The 18,039-nt window shown below is 70.0% G+C and carries 16 protein-coding genes and 1 pseudogene; 5 read left to right on the top strand and 12 right to left on the bottom strand.

What is annotated here, in order from left to right:
• Positions 1-40: 40 nt before the first annotated feature.
• Positions 41-2,887 carry an AAA family ATPase gene (locus tag ABZO29_RS08835; protein WP_367319591.1) on the bottom strand — a complete coding sequence of 949 codons (2,847 nt, stop codon included), beginning with the start codon at positions 2,885-2,887 and terminating at the stop codon, positions 41-43.
• Positions 2,888-3,549: 662 nt separating this feature from the next.
• Positions 3,550-3,790 (bottom strand): annotated as a pseudogene (locus tag ABZO29_RS08830) (UDP-N-acetylglucosamine 1-carboxyvinyltransferase); the annotation flags it as partial.
• 127 nt (positions 3,791-3,917) lie between these two features.
• Between ABZO29_RS08830 and ABZO29_RS08825 the strand changes: the two are divergent.
• Together ABZO29_RS08825 and ABZO29_RS08820 are read left to right on the top strand one after the other, a co-directional pair.
• Entirely contained in the window at positions 3,918-4,187 is a 270-nt protein-coding gene (locus tag ABZO29_RS08825) for an AbfB domain-containing protein (protein WP_367319590.1), read from the top strand.
• Positions 4,188-5,165: 978 nt separating this feature from the next.
• Entirely contained in the window at positions 5,166-7,220 is a 2,055-nt protein-coding gene (locus ABZO29_RS08820; RefSeq protein ID WP_367319589.1) for an alpha-L-fucosidase, read from the top strand.
• Between the two features lie 268 nt (positions 7,221-7,488).
• On the opposite strand, the gene ABZO29_RS08815 is transcribed toward ABZO29_RS08820, so the two are convergent.
• Positions 7,489-7,641, bottom strand: coding sequence for an RICIN domain-containing protein (locus ABZO29_RS08815; protein ID WP_367319588.1), 153 nt, complete (start codon positions 7,639-7,641; stop codon positions 7,489-7,491).
• Between the two features lie 57 nt (positions 7,642-7,698).
• Here ABZO29_RS08815 and ABZO29_RS08810 point away from each other — a divergent pair, with 57 nt between their 5' ends.
• Both ABZO29_RS08810 and ABZO29_RS08805 read left to right on the top strand, forming a co-directional pair.
• Positions 7,699-7,857, top strand: coding sequence for a hypothetical protein (locus ABZO29_RS08810; RefSeq protein ID WP_367319587.1), 159 nt, complete (start codon positions 7,699-7,701; stop codon positions 7,855-7,857).
• A 124-nt stretch (positions 7,858-7,981) separates the two neighbouring features.
• Positions 7,982-8,398 carry a DUF6069 family protein gene (locus ABZO29_RS08805; RefSeq protein WP_367319586.1) on the top strand — a complete coding sequence of 139 codons (417 nt, stop codon included), beginning with the start codon at positions 7,982-7,984 and terminating at the stop codon, positions 8,396-8,398.
• A 59-nt stretch (positions 8,399-8,457) separates the two neighbouring features.
• On the opposite strand, the gene ABZO29_RS08800 is transcribed toward ABZO29_RS08805, so the two are convergent.
• The 9 genes from ABZO29_RS08800 to ABZO29_RS08760 all read right to left on the bottom strand — a co-directional run bounded on the left by ABZO29_RS08800 (position 8,458) and on the right by ABZO29_RS08760 (position 16,962).
• Complete coding sequence (locus ABZO29_RS08800) at positions 8,458-9,117, bottom strand: CoA transferase subunit B (RefSeq protein ID WP_367319585.1); 660 nt, start codon at positions 9,115-9,117, stop codon at positions 8,458-8,460.
• Entirely contained in the window at positions 9,114-9,869 is a 756-nt protein-coding gene (locus tag ABZO29_RS08795; protein WP_367319584.1) for a CoA transferase subunit A, read from the bottom strand. Before ABZO29_RS08795 ends, ABZO29_RS08800 begins: the two co-directional genes overlap by 4 nt.
• Before the next feature lie 37 nt (positions 9,870-9,906).
• Positions 9,907-10,659 (bottom strand): SDR family NAD(P)-dependent oxidoreductase, encoded by a 753-nt coding sequence (locus tag ABZO29_RS08790; protein ID WP_367319583.1) that lies wholly within the window; start codon positions 10,657-10,659, stop codon positions 9,907-9,909.
• Complete coding sequence (locus tag ABZO29_RS08785) at positions 10,656-11,627, bottom strand: fumarylacetoacetate hydrolase family protein (RefSeq protein WP_367319582.1); 972 nt, start codon at positions 11,625-11,627, stop codon at positions 10,656-10,658. The genes ABZO29_RS08790 and ABZO29_RS08785 overlap by 4 nt, the downstream gene beginning before the upstream one ends.
• Positions 11,628-11,745: 118 nt before the next feature.
• Positions 11,746-12,684, bottom strand: a complete 939-nt coding sequence (locus ABZO29_RS08780; RefSeq protein ID WP_367319581.1) for a VOC family protein — start codon at positions 12,682-12,684, stop codon at positions 11,746-11,748.
• 11 nt (positions 12,685-12,695) lie between these two features.
• The gene (locus ABZO29_RS08775) at positions 12,696-13,703 is read right to left on the bottom strand and encodes an amidohydrolase family protein (protein ID WP_367319580.1); all 1,008 of its coding nucleotides are present in this window, start codon (positions 13,701-13,703) and stop codon (positions 12,696-12,698) included.
• Complete coding sequence (locus tag ABZO29_RS08770; protein ID WP_367319579.1) at positions 13,700-14,872, bottom strand: FAD-dependent oxidoreductase; 1,173 nt, start codon at positions 14,870-14,872, stop codon at positions 13,700-13,702. The genes ABZO29_RS08775 and ABZO29_RS08770 overlap by 4 nt, the downstream gene beginning before the upstream one ends.
• 150 nt (positions 14,873-15,022) lie before the next feature.
• Positions 15,023-15,985 (bottom strand): cyclase family protein, encoded by a 963-nt coding sequence (locus ABZO29_RS08765; RefSeq protein ID WP_367319578.1) that lies wholly within the window; start codon positions 15,983-15,985, stop codon positions 15,023-15,025.
• Positions 15,982-16,962 (bottom strand): fumarylacetoacetate hydrolase family protein, encoded by a 981-nt coding sequence (locus ABZO29_RS08760; protein ID WP_367319577.1) that lies wholly within the window; start codon positions 16,960-16,962, stop codon positions 15,982-15,984. The genes ABZO29_RS08765 and ABZO29_RS08760 overlap by 4 nt, the downstream gene beginning before the upstream one ends.
• 121 nt (positions 16,963-17,083) lie before the next feature.
• On the opposite strand from ABZO29_RS08760, the gene ABZO29_RS08755 reads away from it, so the two are divergent.
• Positions 17,084-17,998, top strand: coding sequence for a LysR family transcriptional regulator (locus tag ABZO29_RS08755; protein ID WP_367319576.1), 915 nt, complete (start codon positions 17,084-17,086; stop codon positions 17,996-17,998).
• The last annotated feature ends 41 nt before the right edge of the window (positions 17,999-18,039 follow it).

The raw sequence follows: 18,039 nt of genomic DNA, 5'->3' as shown, positions 1-18,039 counted from the left end.
ACCGGTCCCGCCGTGGTGGCCGCGCCCGGCCGGACCCGCGTCAGGAGGCGCGGCGGGCGTAGTCGCCTCCGTGCAGGGCGAGCGTGAGATCGCTCCGCCGCTTGATCCCCAGCTTCCGGTACACCCGGGTGAGGTGCTGTTCGACGGTGCTCACCGTGACGAAGAGCTTGGCCGCTATCTGCCGGTTGCTGTGACCGCGCACCGCCAGCGCAACCACCCGCATCTCCGCGTCGCTCAGCATGCCGACCAGCTCGTCGCTGCCGCCCACCACGGCGGGCGGCTGCTGTCCGCGCGGTGCCTCCGGAAGCGTGCGGGCGGGCAACTGCACGCCGCATTCCTCGGCGAGTTGGCGAGCCCGCAGCAGGGCCATCCGGCCCTTGCTGTACTGGCCCGCCTCCTGGTCGCACCGGCCCATCTCGTGGAGCGTGTACGCGAGAACCACCGGGTTGCCGCACTGCTGCGCCGCCTCCAGCGCATGACCGAGCAGCGTGCCGCGCTCCTCCGTGGACGCGGTCGCGGCGAGGACCCGCAGGCTCACCGCGCGTACCTGGTGCTGGCCCTGGCGCACCAAACCCAGCTGCTCCGTGGCCAGTTCCCGTGCCCGCGCGGTGTCGCCGCGCAGCAGATGCACCAGGGCGGCATCGGTCCTCCAGGGCAGCACCGCGGGAACGTCCATTCGCCAGCGTCTGGCCAGCTCGCCGACCGCGAGGAAGTCGTCCAGGGCCGCCTGCGACTGCCCGTTCCCCAGGAGGGCACGGCCGCGGGCGCGCAGGTAGCGCAGGCCCAGCGGAGTCTGGAACATCGCGTCCGGGGTCGGTACCTGGAGCTGGGCGAGGGCGGCGCCGTACGCGCCCAGGAGGTTGTGGGCCTCGAGCGCGACACTCAGCGGCAGGCCGATCATGATGCCCCAGCTCGCGGTGGGGATCTCGGCCAGGGCCGCCTCGGCAAGGCGTGCGGCCTTGGCCGGGTCGCCGCGCTGAAGGGCCAGCCTGGCCTCCAGGCTGGTGAAGAGGGCATGCCAAGCGGATGCCGACTGTTTCCGGGTGACCGAGACGAGCGTGTCGATCCACCGCTCGGCCGACGCGTGGCGGCCGTTGATGAGCAGGATGTCGATCGCGGCGGCGAGGCTCGGCACGGTCTCGTCGGTCAACTGGTGGCTGACCAGCGTCTGTTCCGCGGTCTGGGTCGACGGCGTGTTGGGGCCCACCTGCAGCACGCGGATCAGCTCGCTCAGGACCTGGCTCAGGGAGGACGCCCACCGCGGACCGTCCCCCCCGAGGACCGGGGCGGAGGCGCCGTCGCCGTCGCCGTACACCGTCGCCGGATACAGCAGGCCGAGCGTGGCGCGGCGGGTCTGAAGGTGCGCGGACGCTTCCACGTCCTGCCTCTGCAAGGCGTGCCGCTCCATCCGCTCCAGCGCGTCTTGTGCCGCCTCGGGACGGCCGAACCAGAGCAGCGCGTCGATCAGGGCCGAGACGTGCCGTCCCGACAGGTGGCCCTCCCGCGCCGCTTCCACGAGCGTCGGGATACGGCGGGCCGCGGTGCGTGGATCGGCTCGCCACTCGGTACGGAAGAGCATCGCGGTCGTGGTGGCGCGGTGCTGCTCGCTCCGGCCGTACTGGTAGGCGATGGACAGGCAGTTCAACGCGAGAGCCGTGTCACCGGTGGCGAGGCCCTCCTCGGCCGCCTCCAGCAGCACGCTCGCCGCGCAGTCGTTGTCGATCCGGCTGGCGGCGACCAGGTGGTGGGCCACCGCGGTCACCGGAGCGCCGTTCTTGAAGAGAAGGGTTCCGGTCCTTGTGTGCAGGGTGGCGCGCTCCTCGGCGGTCATCTCGTGCAGGACGGCCGCGCTGGCCTGCGGATGGCGCCAGGCGCCCTCCCTGAGGAAGCCGGTCTCCTCCAGGACGCCGAGTGTCAGGGAGAGGTACCGGGGGTCCACGTCCGGCAGCCGGGACAACAGCGGGGTGTACTCCGGGTCGTCGAGGACGGCCATCTGCCGTGCGACGGTGCGCACATACGGATCGCAACGGTAGAGGCAGTCGAGGACGGCCCGCTCGAAACGGGGGCCGGCATGCAGTGCGAACGGTTCTCCCCGCGCGGCGGTGTCCTCGATCAGCCTGCGTACCAGCAGCGGGTTGCCCCCCGTGGCGGCGAGGCAGTCCTCGGCGAGGCGCGAGGCCGCGGATTCGCCGAGCCGCCTGGCCAGCAGGGCGCGCACCCCGCCGCGGGACAGGGGAGGCAGCAGCACCCGGTGGGACAGCGGCTCCGGCGGCAGCTCCGCGTTCAGCAGGACGCTGGCGGACTGCGGGGAGGGGTGCTCGCTGAGGACGAGCAGCAGGGGGGCCGTACGCCGCCGGCGTGCCAGGGTGGACAGGCACAGCAGGGACGGGGCGTCCGCGTACTGGACGTCGTCGACGCTGATCAGCAGGGGCTGCGAGAGTTCCACGAGATCGTGGAGGACCGTGCCCATCTGGTGGAACAGCTGCGGGGGTATGGCCCCCGGCTCGGGGGGCGGCGCCGAGCCGCCCGAGCCCATGGCCTGGTCCAGGAGGCGGGACACACGGGAGCTGATGTGCTGGGGCAGGTCCATCGCCTGGAACAGCTGGGCCAGTACGCCGAACGGGACGGGCTGCTCGGCACGGGAGGCCGTCGCGGCGACATGGACCACCCCCAGGCGCTGGGCCTGTGCGGCGAACGCGTCGAGAAGTTCGGTCTTTCCGTGGCCGGCGGCCCCGCTCACGACGGCCAGGCGGGTGTTCCCCCGGAGAGAGTCCTGCAGGAGGTTGTGGAGGAGAGATAACTGCCCCTCGCGCTCGTACAGTTCCGTGTCTCTCGGGGGCAGGCCGTCAAAACCCTCTAAGGCGGCCAGCGCTCCGGTTGCAGGCATTCCTTCGACTCCGCTTCATATCAGCTTGGTCATGTGGTTGAGGCGGGGGTGCCGATCAGTGTCCGCGTTCTCTGGGGTGGGACCAGTAAATACCGGCCACTCGCCTTCGGGCAACGGACATATTTAGCGGAGCGATTGACTCCCATTCCGGTCGGAACTCTTCGTGGTTGTTGCGGCAGGTTTGAGGTCCGGTGGACCGTTAAACGTGACCTAAGTCATACCATCGTGGGGTTGTTCGAAGACATATGTTCTTAGCCGGTAACCTGCGCTCGGGGGTGCAGCTGTCATGGCCGACCGCGCGTCGATTCCTGGGGTGATCGACCCGGGAGTCGGTGAGCCGTTCTTCGGTAAAATCTCTGTCGCCTGTCGTGTTGTCTGTCGGTAACTCCGACGACGCTTTTTTCGCGGCGGTTAAATCGATTTGAAAAGCGCGTGACACGCCTTGCCCGGTTCACCCGCTGTGCTCGCACGCCGGAAGTTTCGTGGTGCATGCGGAATGCCGGTACCGGGTGGGCGAAGCACACATGACACCTGGCCCAGCCGCCAACGGCTCGCCCCGCAGCGGAAGGCCGCACACAGCCCCGGTCCAACCCTGCCCGCTTCCGCACCCGCCTCCGGTCAACCGCGTGCGGACTGGAAGGGGTGCGGCGGGCGGTCGTCCGTCAGATGTCCCGAAAGGTCTCGCTCTGCGCCCCGACCGAGTTCAGACGCTCGGCGAGGTCCTCGTAACTGCGGTTGATGACGTACACGTTGCGCAGCACCGACGTGCCCTCGGGGGCCATCATCGCCACGGCGGGGGCGTAGGGCCGGCGGGCACATCATCTCGGCGGCGCGCCGGCGCATCGAACCCTCGGCCAGGACCCGGTGCGGGTCCAGGAGCTGGAGCCAGCCGCCGAGGCGATGGTGCGCGCGCCCGGCGAGAAGCGGACATGTTGACGCGCATCCGGGACGGCAGCCGGCCGGCGTGGATGACGTCCCACCACACGACCCGCTGGCTGGAGGACGAGGAACGCGAGGTACTTGCGCTGTCGTGCATGGAGAGCGCGCCACGGGCAGGTGTCTGCGGCACTACGCCTTCCGTATCCGGCTGGACACCGACGACGGATCCGTCGTCTTCCAGAAGGACGCCACCTTCTGCCCCCGTTCCGGTTCCACGGCCCGTTCGCTCTCCCTGGAGTCGTACAACTACCCCGGCCGCTACCTCCGCCACTACAACTACGAGCCGCGCGTCGACACCTACCAGGACAACGCCACCTTCCGCGCCGACAGCTCCTTCAGGGCGGTCAGCCCCTGGGCCTGACCGACTTCCCCCGCACGGCGGGCAGGGACCCGCACGGCCTTGCCGTGCGGGTCACCCACGGCCCGTTCAGGGGCTGCCGTGCGTGAGGTACGTCAGCAGTCGCCGGGCGGCCGAGCTGATGCCGTCGTCGCGCCCATCGTCTATCCGTGCACCTTGGCCTCGGCCGGTCGTGGCACCGTCGTCGGCCGACGTGGCCGTCGCCGGCACCGCCTGCTCCTCCGGCTCGGGAGGCACAGGCACAAGCAAAGACGCCCGGCCACAAGACGTCTTCCGGGCTGGACGTGCCGACGAACGACCGGTGCCGGTGTCGGGACGCACGGAATGGAACAGGCCAGCAAAGACCGAGACGTGTGGTGAGCCAGCCCGAAGGCGTCGCCAGGCCCTGCAGCAGAGCGGGTCCTTGGCGGACCGGACCGGCCTTGCGGTCCTCGCCGTGGCCGGTGTCGGCGTACGAGGAAGTGGCCCTGACAAGATTTCCGTGAAGCTGGGGTGTGCCACCAGGCGCCCGTGACGCTCCGTCAGGGGAAGCGGGATTGTCGGCAAGCTTCGACGCGGGCGCGCCGGTTGAAGGGCATCGGCAGGAAGCAGCCGAGGGCCGCCGCGTGACAAGGAGTGATCATGAGCAGCCCGCAGAACAGGGACATCGCGACGTCACGCCAGGTCCGCAGGGCGGTGTCCGGGTCGGCGGCCGGCTGCTCAACCACGACCTCGGCGACGGCCAAGTGACCGGCTCAAGACATCCGATGTATAGCGCTTTGCTCGAAGAGTGCGTGATCTTCCGGGATCAAGAAGCCTTCAGGAACTCCTACCTGACCCCAGCTTTGGGTCAATCTCGCCCCAGCTATAGACGCAGCCATCGTCGTTCTCTTATAAATCCATCGGATGTCTCCCGTTGGCAAGACGCGGAGCGGGACGCCCAGTCCGGCGTTCCGCCCGTAACGCCCTGTCTTCCCTCCCCCCGACACATGGAGCCGCACCATGTCCTCAGCTCGCCTCAGCAGACGTTCTCTGATGAAGGCCGCCGCCCTTGCCGGGGGAGTGGCGGCCTTCGGGTTGCCGCAGGTCCTGTGGCCCTCCACCGCCGAGGCGTACGCCGTCCCCTCGAAGATGGACTGGTGGTACCAGGCCAGGTTCGGGATGTTCATTCACTTCGGGTCCTACTCGCAGCTCGGCCAGGGCGAGTGGGCGTTCGACAGCCAGCAGTGGAGCAAGGCGAACTACCAGACCCAGGTCACCAAGAACTTCAACCCGACCCAGTTCAACGCCGCCACCATCGCCGAACTGGCCAAGAACGCCGGCATGAAGTACCTCGTGATCACATCCAAGCACCACGAGGGCTACGCGATGTGGGACTCCAACGTCCCCGGCTTCACCGACACCACCGGCACCAAGCAGTACAACCTGCACGACTACAACGGCATCCAGACCGACCCGCTCATGGACCTCAAGAGGGAGTGCGAGAGCCGCGGGGTCAAGTTCTGCCTGTACTACTCGATACTCGACTGGAACCACCCTTCCCAGACCGACCGTCACCAAAGCGGTCTCACCACGATGTCCTCGCAGGCCGCCCGCACCGCCTACATCGCCGACATGAAGGCGCAGCTTCAGGAACTGCTGGACCGCTACGACCCGGCACTGCTGTGGTTCGACGGCGACTGGTTCGGCGAGCCTTCCAGCCCCACCCTGGAGGACTGGTGGCTGGAATCGGACGGCGTCGACCTCTACAACTGGCTGATCGCCCGCAAGCCCGGCCTCATCGTCAACGAACGGGTCAAGCGGGACCACGGTCTCGGCGACTACGCGGTCGCGGAGTTCGGGATCCCCTCCGCGCCGATGAGCCGGCCGTGGGAGCGGTGCGCCACCATGAACGGCGCCTGGGGTTACAACGCGGGGAGTGAGAACTCCTACCGATCCGTCAAGGACATCGTCCAAGAGCTCGTCACGGTGGTCTCCCGGGACGGCAACCTCCTGTTGAACATCGGCCCGAAGGGCGATGGCTCGGTCACCGCCGGGTCCCAGACCGTTCTCACCGGCCTGGCTTCATGGATGTCGACGCACAGCGACAGCATTCACGGCACCAGCGGCAGCCCGTTCGCCACCGAACCCTCCTGGGGGAAGGTCACCAAGAAGAACGGCAAGCTCTTCGCCCATGTCTTCACCTGGCCCACGAACGGCCAGCTGCGGATCCCGGCGATCGACAACACGATCAGCCGCGTCTATCTGCTGAACAACCCCTCGGTCTCGCTCTCGTACACCGTCACCGACCAGATCAACGTCACCGTGCCGGCCACCGCGCCGAACGCCAACGTCTCCGTGGTGTGCGTCGAGGTCCAGGGCATGCCCGTAAGGGTTTCCGCGACGGTGTGCGAGCACGTCAACTATGAAGGCGCCCGCGCCGTCCTGCCCTTGGGCAGCTACACCTCCTCCCAGCTGACCGCCGCCGGCGTGGGTCCCGCCATGGCCTCCTCCATCCTGGTACCCGACGGCTACCAGGTGACGGGCTACTCCGGCGACAACTTCACCGGCACCGCCTGGACGTTCACCTCGAACACCCCCGACCTTGTGGCGACCGGCAACAATGACGTGATCAGATCGCTGAAGGTGACGTTCAGGCCCGACAAGTACTACCGCCTGACCAACGTCACGAACCACCTGGTGCTGGACAGCGGCGGCAATTTCACCAGCGGCTCGAACCTGAAGCTGTGGGAGCCGATCGACCACAACAACCTCCAGTGGCAGGCGATCGAACTGGGCAACGGCTACTACCGGCTCGTCAACCGCACCAACGGCCTGGTCGCCGACGGCTGGGGATCCACCAGCAACGGTGACCCGGTCCGACAGAAGGCCTGGGAGGGCAGTAACACCCAGCAGTGGCAGATCACCCACCGCGGCCAAGGCCAGTACTCGATCGCCAACCGCAGCACGGGACTGGCCCTCGACGGCGGCGGAATGGTCCCCGTAGGGGCTGCGGCCAAGCAGTGGACGTGGGTGCAGAGCACCAACCTGCTGTGGACGGTCAGCCCGGTCGGCTGACCGGCGCCACCCCGGTGGCATGCCTGAAGTCTTCGGCTGCGGGCGCCTACGAGCCGGTAGGCGCCCGCAGCGGCACGGGTGCCGGCCGCACAAGCGGCTCAAGAGCACAGCTGAGGCGAACCCTGGTTCTTCTCACGTCGGCCCACGCCACCCGGCGCGAGGCCGGAGCCATCAAGTTCCGGGCCCAAACCAGGTACTTCGCGGCGCGACAGCGGGCAGGGAGCGAAGAACTGACGCAGGCTTCCCCTCCCGCCCCCGCCTGGCGCCGTTACAGCGCGAGGATCTGCCAGTCCTGGTTGGACCCGCCGGTGGCGGGCCACTTGACCGGGGCGCCGTCCGCGGTGGAGGCGTCCCTGACATCGGCACACCAGCCGTTGCGGACGTTGACGAGCTGGTGGTACCCGCTGGTCTGGGAGGGCACCAAGGCCACGGTGTCGAGCGCCCTGGGACGGCGTCGGTATCGCTGCACAAGACCGCGGTGATCGGCACCCCGGCCGACGTCATTGAGCGGCTGCGCTCCTGTGAGGAACCGGGCGTCGACGAGTACGGCTTCTGGATCGACAACGGCATGTCGCACGAGGAGAAGCGCAAGTCCCTGGAGTTGTTCATCAAGGAAGTCGTGCCGGTCTTCCAGTGAGTCGAGGCTGTCCGGCCAAGCCGTAGCCAAGGTAGAAGCGGATCTCGAGGTGACTTCTTGAAGTTTCAAGCTGGTTCCGGCAGACTTCGTTTGACAGTTCAAACATCCTCTCGCGGAGCCTGCCATGTCTGTTGCCTCTGATGCCGTCGCCGCCCGCCGTGGTCCGCTCGTCGTCGCGGGAGGTGTGCTCGCCGCGATCGTCGTCGCCTCCGTGGCGGACGCGCTGCTCGCCCTGCTCGCCCTCGCCGTGGGTGCGCCCGACGACTTCATGCCGCTGAAGCCGTCCTCGTACATCTTCCTGACGGCGGTCGGGGTGGTGGCGGGTGCCGTCGGCTGGGCCGTCGTGCGCAAGGTGTCGAAGGACCCGGAGGCGCTGGTGCGGTGGCTGGCGCCGGCTCTCGTCGTGGTGTCCTTCGTCCCGGACTTCCCGCTCTTCGGCGAGGGCGGCGCGCTCGGCGTCGGGGCGCTGCTCCTGATGCACGTGGTGGTCGCCGTGGTCGCGGTGTTCACCTACCGCAAGGTGATGCCCCTTTCCCGGTAGCAGGCAGACGTCGGGCGGGGAGGGACCAGCGTCCCTCCCCGCCCGACGTGTCTGACGGCTCATGGTCTCCGGATCAGCGGCGCGTCGGTGCGGTCGGCGATGTACTCCGCCGTCACACCCGGCGCGCACTCCACGAGAGTGAGACCCTCCGGGGTGACGTCGAGGACGCCGAGGTCGGTGATGACGCGGTGGACGCACCGTTCGCCGGTGAGCGGGAGGGTGCACTCCTCGACGATCTTCGGGCTGCCGTCCTTGGCGGTGTGTTCCATCAGGACGAGGACCCGGCGGGCGCCGTGGACGAGGTCCATGGCGCCGCCCATGCCCTTGACCATCTTGCCGGGGATCATCCAGTTGGCGAGGTCGCCGGCGGCGGACACCTGCATGGCACCCAGCACGGCGGTGTCGATGTGGCCGCCCCGGATCATGCCGAACGACAGGGCGGAGTCGAAGAAGGAGGCCCCCGGCAGCACGGTGACGGTCTCCTTGCCCGCGTTGATCAGGTCGGGGTCGACCTGGTCCTCGGTGGGGTAGGGGCCGGTGCCCAGGATGCCGTTCTCCGAGTGCAGGACGACGTGTACGCCGGGCGGGAGGTGGCCGGGGACGAGGGTGGGCAGGCCGATGCCGAGATTGACGTAGGAGCCGTCGGCGAGTTCGGCGGCGGCGCGGGCGGCCATCCGGTCGCGGGTCCAGCCCGGTGGCGTACGGGCGGTGGTGCTCATACGCGTACGGTCCTCTTCTCTATCTGCTTGTCGGCGGCCTGAGCGCCGGTCAGTTCCACCATCCGCTGGACGAAGATGCCTGGCAGATGCACGTCCTCCGGCCTCAACTCGCCCGGCTCCACCAGCTCTTCTACCTCGGCGACGGTGACCCGGCCGGCCATCGCCGCCAGTGGGTTGAAGTTGGCGGCGGACCTGCGGAAGACCAGGTTTCCGTGGCGGTCGCCGCGCCAGGCCCGTACGAGGGCGAAGTCGGTGGTGATGCCGTGCTCCAGGACGTATGCGCGGTCGGCGAAGTCGCGGGTCTCCTTGGGTGGGGAGGCGACGGCGACCGTGCCGTCGGGCGCGTACCGCCAGGGCAGTCCGCCCCGCGCCACCTGTGTGCCCACGCCGGCCGGGGTGTAGAAGGCGGGGATGCCTGCGCCGCCGGCCCGCAGCCGCTCCGCCAGCGTGCCCTGCGGCACCAGCTCCACCTCCAGTTCGCCCGAGAGGTACTGGCGGGCGAACTCCTTGTTCTCGCCCACGTAGCTGCCGGTCACGCGGGCGATCCGGCCGTCGGCCAGCAGGATCCCGAGGCCGCGCCCGTCCACACCGCAGTTGTTCGACACGACCTCCAGGCCGCTCGCTCCCTGGGCGTGGAGGGCCTGGATGAGTACGTCGGGAATGCCGCTGAGGCCGAAGCCCCCGACCGCCAGCGAAGCGCCGTCGGGGATGTCGGCGACCGCCTCCGCGGCGCTCGCGCGGACCTTGTCCATATGGGGGGAGTGCCTTTCGTCGTGCGTTGTTGCTGGTTCAGGCGTCTGCGCGCAGGGCGTCCGAGATCGACTTGGCGCCGCCGTGCGCGGTGAGGCCGCCGTCGACCGGGATCTCCGCTCCGGTGATGAAGGACGCGTCGTCGGACAGCAGGAACACCATGAGAGGGGTGATGTCGTCGACGGTGCCGGTGCGGCCGAGCGGTGTCTCGCGGAGGTTCGCCTCGCGGAACGCGGGAAGGGCGGAGGCGGTCATCTCGGTCTCGATGAAGCCGGGGTGGATCATGTTCACGCGGATGCCGCGGGGCCCCAGTTCCATGGCAGCGGTCCTCGACAGGCCGCGCAGCGCCCACTTGCTGGCCGTGTACGCGACGGGGTAGTGGGCGGTGAGCGCCGCCGACGAACCGACGTTGACGATCGACGCCCCCGCGCGCATCAACGGCACCAGGTGCTGGATGCCCAGCAGTGGACCGGTGACATTGACCGCGTGGACGCGGGCCATGTCCTCGGGGCGTACGTCGCCGATGCGGGCGCGCCAGGTGATGCCCGCGTTGTTGACCAGGCCGTGCACCTGTCCGTACGCCTCGCGGACGTCGGCGGCGAGCTCCGCCCAGTCCTTCTCGCTGGTGACGTCGAGGCGGCGGCAGCCGGCTGCCTCGGTCACGTCGGTGGCGATCACACGGGCGCCCTCGCGGGTCAGTGCCTCGGCCTCCGCGGCGCCCTGTCCGCCGGCCGCGCCCGTCACCACGACGACCTTGCCGAGGAGACGCCTGGGCTGCAGATCGCCGGTCATGGCCTCTCCCGGGAGCGGCGCCGGGCGGCAGCGACGGGCACGGGTTCGGGACCGGTCACCACGGTGTTGGAGACGGTGCCGATGCCCTCGACGGTGAGGGTGACCGTGTCGCCGGGCCTGAGCGGCGGTGGGTCCTGGCTGCCTCGTACGCCCCACAGCTCGGCGAGACAGCCGCCGTTGCCGCAGGTCCCGGAACCGAGCACGTCGCCTGGACGCACCCAGGTCCCGCGGGAGGCGTAGGCGGCCATCTCCTCGAAGGTCCAGCTCATGTTGGACAGCAGGTCCTTGCCGACGACCTCGCCGTTGATCTCGGCGGTCAGCGCGAGGCGCAGGAAGCCCTCGTGGTCGCGGTACCTCTCCAGTTCGTCGGCGGTGACCAGGTAGGGGCCGAGGGTGGTGGCGGTGTCCTTGCCCTTGCACGGTCCGAGGCCCACCCGCATCTCGGCGGACTGCAGGTCGCGCGCGGACCAGTCGTTGAGGACGGTGTAGCCGACGATGTGGTCGCGGGCCTGCTCGGGGGTGAGGTCGCGGCCCTCCCGGCCGATCACCGCGGCGACCTCCAGCTCGAAGTCGAGCACGCTCGATCCGGGCGGCACGGGGATGTCCTCGTGCGGGCCGTACATCGCGTAGGGGTTGGTGAAGTAGAACGTCGGGGCGGCGTACCAGCGTTCGGGTACACCGGCGGCCCCGTCCACGGACCGCCGTACGCCCTCGACGTGTTCCTCGAAGGTGACGAAGTCCCGTACGGTGGGCGGCTGGAGCGGTGGCAGGAGCCGCACCTCGGAGACATGGGGACCGGCCGGGACGCCGAGCATCGCGGAGCCGGCGTCGAGCAGTTCGGGCAGGCCGCCTCCCTCGGCGAGCAGGCCGGTCAGTGAGCCGACGCCCGGCAGGGGGCGGAGTGTGCCGTCCTGTTCGACGACGGCCACCTGGCGGCGGTTTTGGTACTCGTACGTGGCGAAACGCATGGGTGGGGTCCTGTCGGCGGAAGGGCGGGCACGAGCGCGTGGTCCCGGGGGCGCGGCCGGCGGTCAGGGCAGTGACAGGGAGTGGTCGCGCCCCCGGGTGTCCGGGGGTGTTGCTCGATCAGACCGGCGGGGCCACGAAGCAGCCGCGGTCGGGGTCGTTGAAGGACTCCTTCGCCACGAGTTCGTTCATGGGGTTGGCGGTGCCCCACTGGTCGGTGACCTCGGGCTGGGAGAAGTCGTAGACGTGGGGGTGCCAGGTGTCCTCGTCGAGCACCTCGAGCTCCGTCGTGTACTCGACGGTGTTGCCGTGCGGGTCCAGGAAGTAGGTGAAGGTGTTGTCGCCGGCCATGTGCCGGCCCGGCCCCCAGATCTTGCGGAACCCGGCCCGCATCACGCGGCCGGAACCGCGCATGTACTCGTCCAGGCCGCGCATCTCGAAGGAGACGTGGTGCAGCGAGGTGTGCGGGCCGCGCGCGATGGCCATGGAGTGGTGCTGGTTGCTGATCCGCATGAAGTGCATGACCTCGCCCATGTGCGGCGAGCTCAGTGTGTCGGAGAGGCGGAAGCCCAGGTGGCGCTCGTACCACTCGCGGGTCCTGTCGAGGTCCGGCGAGTTCAGGACGACGTGCGACAGCTTGACCGGGATCGACTCCTTCTCCTCGATCTTGCGGTGCTGCCTGACCGCCACGTCGGCGGAGACCTCGACGGTACGGCCGTCGACGTCGAAGAAGCGGAAGCCGTAGCCGCCGCCGGGCGTGTCGGCCTTGCCCGGCTGCGAGATCAACTGCACCCCGCCGGCGAGGAGTTGCTCGGCGAGGGTGTCCACGTCGGCCGCTGAGGCCGCGCCGTAGGAGACCAGGTCGAGGCGCTTCTCGTCGGCCTTGCGCAGCCGTACGACGTACTGCTCGGGGGAGCCCTCGGCGGCCAGGAAGGAGATGCCGGAGTCCTCGGCGACCTTGGTCAGGCCCCACACGCCGGCGTAGAAGTCGAGCTGCTTGTCGTAGTCCGGCACGGCGAGGTCGACGTGCCGGAGGTGGGTGAGCAGGCGGTTGCCCATGGGGTTCCTCCTCAGACGAGGTTGAGCAGGGCGGCTGCGTTTCCGCCGCGGACGGAGTGGAAGTCGTGGTCGGGCAGGTCCGCCGCGCTCAGCGCGCCCAGCGGGTCGTCCGTGCCCATGTCGAAGGGGAAGTCGGAGCCCAGCAGGACCCGCTGCGGGCCTGCGGCTCGCAGCAGCTCCCGCAGTATGTGGGGGTCGTGGACGAGAGAGTCGAAGTACAGCTGCCGCAGATAGCTGCTCGGCTTCCGTGAGCAGGTCCGGGCGTCGGGGCGGACCCGCCAGGCGTGGTCGGACCTGCCGAGGTGGGTGGGCAGGTAGCCTCCGCCGTGCGCCGCGATGAGCTTCAGGCCCGGATGGCGGTCCAGGACGCCGGAGAAGATCAGGTGGGAGAGGGCGACCGCGTTCTCGGTGGGCTGGCCGACGGTGTTGGACAGGTACCACTGGTCCAGGCGCTCGTCGAGCGTGCAGCCGAACGGGTGCAGGAAGAGGAGGGCGCCCGTCTCCTCGGCCCGGGACCAGAGGGGTTCGTACGTGGGATCCGACAGCTCGCGGCCGGGTGCGTGCGAGGAGATCTCCACGCCCTTCAGCCCCTGGTCCAGCGCGTGGTCGAGCAGTGCCACGGCGAGCTCGGGGTGCTGGAGCGGGACCAGGCCGAGGCCGTACAGCCGGTCGGGAGCCTTCGCACAGTGGGCGGCGGTGCTCTCGTTGGCCAACCGGCAGATCTTCTCGGCGAGTTGGGGACCGGCCCAGTAGTGGTAGTGCGACGGCGAGGGACTCACCAGCTGCACATCCACGCCGGCCGCGTCCATGGCCGTCAGGCGCAGGGCGACGTCCGTCAGCAGCGGTACGCGCCCGGCGACCATGGGACCGTTCACGGCCAGGGCCGCCGGACCGTTGCGGCGGGCGTCGAGGGTGCGGGCCTCGGCGAGGCCGGGGTGACCGGCGACGGCCTCCTCGACCTCCGGGATCAGGAGGTGGGCGTGGACGTCGATCGTCGGTGTCGGGCGGGGCTCGGTCACGGGAGTTCCTTCAGCGCGTTCATGGTGCGGCCCACCAGTCCGGGTACGTCCGCGTCGCGCACCCCGTCGAGCAGCCACTGGCCGAGCTGGACGGAGGCGTCGACGACCATGCGTACCCGGGGCAGCCGTCGGGCGTGGTAGTCGGTGAGGAGCCGGTCGTCCCAGTCGTCCCGGGTGGTGAGCAGCTCGACGAGTACGGAGGCGTCCTCCAGGGACATGGCTGCGCCCTGGGCGAAGGTGGGCGGGCAGCAGTGGGCGGCGTCCCCGACGAGCACGACCCGGCCGCGGTGCCAGGGGCCCTCCACCAGGTGCCGGTCGAACCACGTGTAGTTGACCTTCGCCGGGTCGTCGATGTGCTTGGTGATCTCGGGCCAGAAACCGCCGTAGCCCTGGGCGAGCCGGTGCATCTCGTCCGCGTACGTGGCCGGGTCGATGGAGGTGCGGTCGCGGTTGCCCTCGACGACGTACGCGTAGATGGTGTTCTCGCTGGTGGGGCAGTAGCCCGCGATGTAGGCCGGGCCGCCGTACGCCAGGTCCGTGCGGGTCACGCCCTCGGGGCGAGGCGCGGCGACGCGCCAGATCGCCATGCCGGTCGGCTCGGGTTTGTCGGTGATGCCGATCGCGGAGCGGGTGGCGGAGTTCAGGCCGTCGGCGGCGACGACGAGGTCGTAACGGCCCTCGGTACCGTCGCTGAAGCGGACCGAGACGCCGTCGGCGTCCTGTTCCAGGGTGTCGACGGTGGTGCCCAGGCGGACGGAGGCGCCGGAGGCGCGGACCGCGTCGATGAGGATCCGCTGCAGCTGCGGGCGCTGCATACCGAGGGTGGCGGGCAGGTCCTCGCCGCCGGTCTGGATGTCCTCGGCCACGAAGAGGACGGTGCCGTCGGGGGCGGTCACGCCCAGCGAGCCGAAGGCGTATCCGGAGGCTTTCACCTGTTCCCACACGCCCAGTTCGCGCAGGACGCGCAGGGCGTTGCCCTGGAGGGTGATACCGGAGCCGGTGGTGGCGTTCCAGTCGGGCCTGGCCTCGATCAGGTCCACCGTGACGCCGGCGCGGCGCAGCAGGATGGTGACGGCGCTGCCGGAGGCGCCCCCGCCGATGACGAGGACGCTGTGGGTCCCCCCGCTCGAGCGAGGTCGAGAGTGGGGGAGGGTTGGGCTGCCAGCCATGTCGGGGATACCTCCCGGGGTTGGGCCGCGCGACTTCGGGCGGCGGGGGTGCGGCTCGCCCGCTGGGGAGCGCGGGCCGGGGTGGGGACGGGGGTGCGGGCCGGATGCGCCGCTGCTGTTGGGGAAGGGCGCATCCGGCGGCCGAGCGTGTTACTTGACGGCGATGGGGTTGACGGGGGAGCCGACAGCTCCGGTGATCGGCAGCGGCGCGGCGGTGAGCCAGAACTCGTACACACCGTCGGTCGCGCAGTCGGCCGCGAGGGCGTCGAGGTCCCACATCTCGCCGATCAGCAGGCCCATGTTGGGGATGACGACCTGGTGCAGCGGCTGGAAGGCGTTCTCGAACTCGTTGGGCCGTACCTCGAAGCCCCAGGTGTCGGTGGCGATCGCGGCGATCTCGGTGCCGTGCAGCCAGCCGGCGGTGGTGAACGACAGACCCGGCGCGGGCCCGCCCGCGTAGTCGCCCCAGCCGTCGCGCCGGGCGCGGGCGAGCCGGCCGGTGCGGACGAGGACGATGTCGCCGCGGCCGACGGTCACCCCGTGGGCCTCGGCGGTCGCGGTCAGGTGTTCCTCGGTGATCGGGAACCCGTCGGGCAACTCACCGCCAGTGCCGATGACTTGGCCGACGTCCAGAAGCACCCCGCGCCCGGCGACGTGCGGTGCCATGTGCTCGATGCCGGTGACGAGGTCGCCGTCGGAGGTGACGACCTTCTCGGCCGCCCGTCCGTTCCAGGCCCTGCCGTGGTCGAAGATGTGCCCGAGGCCGTCCCACTGGGTGGAGCACTGCAGCGGCATCGCGATCACGTCGTCCGCGCCGCCGATGCCGTGTGGGAAGCCCTGGTTGCCCAGGGCGGCGTCGGTGCCGGTGTCGAGCATGGTGTGCACGGGGTTGGTGCGCCGACGCCAGCCCTTCTGCGGACCGTTCATGTCGAAGGACTGCGAGAGGGAGAAGCTGACTCCCCGGCGGACGAGCGCCGCGCCTTCGCGGCGCTTGGCCTCGTCGAGGAAGTTCAGCGTGCCGAGCACGTCGTCCTCGCCCCAGCGCCCCCAGTTGGAGTACGCCTTGGCGGCCTCGGTGATCGCGCCTTCCGGGTCGTGGCGGTCCGGGCTCATGGCTTCTCCTCCACGCAGCGGGTGCGCTGCACGCCCAGACCGGTGATCGAGCCCTCCATGACGTCGCCGTCGCGCAGCAGCCGCCCCCAGTGGATGCCGTTGCCGGCCGGGCTGCCGGTCAGCACCAGGTCGCCGGGCAGCAGCCGGGAGGTCTGGGAGATGTACGACACCAGCCGCGCGACGCCGAAGAGCATGTCCTTGGTCGACTCGTCCTGCATGGTCTCGCCGTTCAGTTTCAGTGTGACCCGCAGGTCACCGGGGTCCGCGATGGACTCGGCCGGCACGAGCCACGGGCCGAGCGGGGTGAAGCCGGGGGCGTTCTTGCAGCGCAGCCAGTCGGTGCCGATGGCGGGCATGTCCCGCCGGAAGACGGTGGCGCGATCGGTGAGGTCGTTGGCGATCGTGTAGCCGGCGACGTACTCCAGGGCCTCCTCGACGGAGACCCGGTAGGCGGGCTTGGCGATGACGGCCGCCAGCTCCAGCTCCCAGTCCGGCTTTTCGGCCCATGCGGGGAGCACCACGTCGTCGTACGGGCCGGCGACGGTGCTGGGCAGGCCGATGAACACGTACGGCAGGTCCTCGGCGGCCCTGCGGTCCATGATCGCGGCGATCTCCGCGCGGGCCTCCTCGACGGTGCGCGGGTCGTCGGGGGCGCGGTGGGCCACCTCGAGGTCGATCACGTGCTGGCGGTAGTTGGCGCCGGACTGGAAGATCTGCCGCGGCTCCAGCGGGGCATGCACCCGCAGGCCCTCCAGCGGCCGCCAGTCGACCGTGTCGTCCTGCGCCAGGGCACGCAGGACGGGGAGGGTCTCCTCCCACCGCTCCACCACGGCACGCACTCCGGACGGTGCCCGGTCCAGGGTCTTGCTCAGGTCGAGGACCCGGTCCTGGGCCAGGAGGCCGGGGAAGGGCTCTCCGTCCGAAAGCGAGAACGTGCCGAGCGCGAACGGGCCGGCAGGTTGCGCGAGTGTTGCCATGAGATGTCCTCCTGCTGGGATGCGGTCTACTCTGGCCCCCATCGCCGGATCACGGAAATCAATCCTGTGGATGTGCCGGATCCATGGCGTGGATGGTCCTCGCTTGATTGGGTGGTGCCTGGTGAACCTGTCCCGACTCGACCTCAATCTGGTCGTCGCCCTGCGTGCGCTGCTGGAGGAGCGCAACGTCACGCGGGCCGGCGAGCGCGTAGGACTGAGCCAGCCCGCGATGAGCGCGGCACTGTCCCGGCTGCGCCGCCATTTCGACGACGAATTGCTCGCCCGCACCGGCAACAGCTACGAACTGACGCCGCTCGGCGTCGCCCTGCGGGACCGCAGCGCCACCGCATGCGACCTGCTGGAAAGGGTCTTCTCCAGCCAGGCCGAGTTCGACCCGGCCGCCGAGACCCGCGAGTTCACGCTGCTCGCCTCGGACTACGGCGCGGCCGCCTTCGGCGCCGCGCTCGCCCGCGCCCTGCACCAGGAGGCGCCCGGCATCCGGCTCACCTTCCAGCACCCGACACCCTTGGTCGAGGAGAACACCGCCGCCCTGCTGAGCACGGTCGACGGACTGCTGATGCCGCACGGCGTCATCGACGGCTTCCCCGCCGTCGACCTGTTCTCGGACAGCTGGCTGTGCATGATCGCCGAAGACCACCCCGAGGTCGGCGACGCGCTGACCCTCGACCAGTTGGCCGCCCTGCCCTGGGCCGTGTACCAGCGCCCCTACGACGCCCCGGCCGCCCGCCAGCTCAGCATGCTCGGCATCAGCCCCCGGGTGGAGGTCTCCGTGCAGACCTTCCAGCTGCTGCCACACATGGTCGAGGGCACCCGCCGGGTGGCGATGATCCAGGAGCGCCTGGCCCGCAGAGCGGTGCGCTCCGCCGCGGTACGCGTCCTGCCCTGCCCCTTCGAGGCGGTACCGGTTCAGGAGGCGATGTGGTGGCACCCGGTCCACACCCAGGACGCGGCCCACATCTGGCTGCGGCAGAAGGCGGCGGAGGTGGGGGCGACGCTCACGGGGGAGAGCCCGTGAGCGTCGCCGTGGGAGGTCGCTCCGCAGCCGGTGCGGCGCAC

It is taken from the genome of Streptomyces sp. HUAS ZL42, assembly GCF_040782645.1.
GTDB lineage: Bacteria > Actinomycetota > Actinomycetes > Streptomycetales > Streptomycetaceae > Streptomyces.
This window is presented reverse-complemented; position numbering and strand designations above follow the sequence as displayed.